We start from the raw sequence: 1,418 nt of genomic DNA, 5'->3' as shown, positions 1-1,418 counted from the left end.
GCCTCCTGCCTGCCGTTGAAATAGAATAATTTAACAACGGAGGTGGGGGCCGATGTTGTCACCAACCATCCATACTAACCTTACCATAGCCCGCCTATTTTTTCCCGATAATGTATTGGAAGAACTTCTCCGCGCAATTCCTGAATACACCGATGAATACCAGCCCGAAACGGGTGAAATTGTGATCACCGGTGTGATACCAGATGGTTGTTACCAGCACGTTCTAAACTGTTTATGTTTTTTGGCTGAACTTGACCGGCAAGGTATTCTGGTTCTGGTTGGAGTCGATAAAAAATCACTGGTTGAAACGCTGGTGTTTCACGATATAGGAAAGGTTCAGCCAAAACTTACAGTAGGGGCTCGCGTGCGTCCCAGTGAGGTTTTCGAAGATGGGCGGCAACATGCTGCGCGCAGTTCGTATCTCGCCCTGCGAGATTACTGTGTGAGTGATACCGTAGTTACCCTGATTCACTATCACCATCACAAAGAGGGAGAACTTCCCGGCTCTTTTCCGGCTGAATTGAAACCCGCATACCGTCTTGTTCGTTTAGTGGACGGGCTTTCAGCAGCTATCACGCGGCGCGGCGCGCGCGTTCGCCTGAGCGTGCGGGGGCATGAAATTGCAGTTTACGAAGAAAGCAGGCATCCGGATTATAATGGGTGCCGCATAGTGGATCTTCTTTCAGGCCGCGTATGGCTTAATGGCGATGGTGAACGTCGGTAGGTTTAAATCAAACTTGGGATCATTAAGTATCCTAATCCGTGAAGTTTTCATTGTTTGAACTTGATGCGAGGGGGACTGCGGGAATGAGAGTGCCCATTGGCATGAAAATCGGTGGCGGCTTTGTTTTACTGCTCCTTTTCATGGTTGTCGTAGTAGTTCAGTCATTGTTTATAATGGGGCATACTGTCACTAATGCCGGCAACGTCGATCAGCGAGTGGTCCGACTCAGTCTTGACTATCAAATTCTTGACGCTTTTAAGGAAGCATCAAGGGACCTGCGGGCTGCTCTCCTCTACGGTGACTCAAGATACTTGAACGAGTACAGTGGGGACGTTCAAAATGCCAGGTCTCTGCTGGAAAAAAGACTCAACAACTGTACCGCTGAAACCCGGCTCAAGCTGCAGGAAGTACTCGCCCTGGTCAATAAATACGATCAGCAGATCAGCAGTCGTGCAATTCCCCTGGCCCGGGAAGGCAAGTTTCAGGAAGCGGTAGCTGAAGCTCAAGGTGTTGCAACATATGCAAACGATGCCGAAAAAATCCTGTGCCAGCTAATCGTTCAAAATGAACAAAGAACCAGTGATATTATGGACAGGATGCAGTCTTATGCACTTCACGGCCGGTTTCTTGTACTCTTTGTAGGTATTTGTGCATTGCTCATTGGGCTTCTTATGGCAGTAATAATAACTCGGAT

The 1,418-nt window shown here is 48.4% G+C and carries 2 protein-coding genes; both read left to right on the top strand.

The annotated features are described in order from the left end of the window. The first annotated feature begins 52 nt into the window (after positions 1 to 52). Positions 53 to 724, top strand: coding sequence for an HD domain-containing protein (locus ACPLUI_RS15010; protein ID WP_424661045.1), 672 nt, complete (start codon positions 53 to 55; stop codon positions 722 to 724). Between the two features lie 83 nt (positions 725 to 807). Beyond that, a partial coding sequence (locus ACPLUI_RS15005) for an MCP four helix bundle domain-containing protein (RefSeq protein ID WP_424661044.1) occupies positions 808 to 1,418 on the top strand: 611 nt, incomplete at its 3' end.

Origin of the sequence: Desulfofundulus sp., from assembly GCF_049701015.1 — a bacterium.
Lineage (GTDB): Bacteria > Bacillota > Desulfotomaculia > Desulfotomaculales > Desulfovirgulaceae > Desulfofundulus.
Note: the sequence above shows the minus strand (reverse complement) of the source record. Positions and strands in the feature narration are given on the sequence as shown.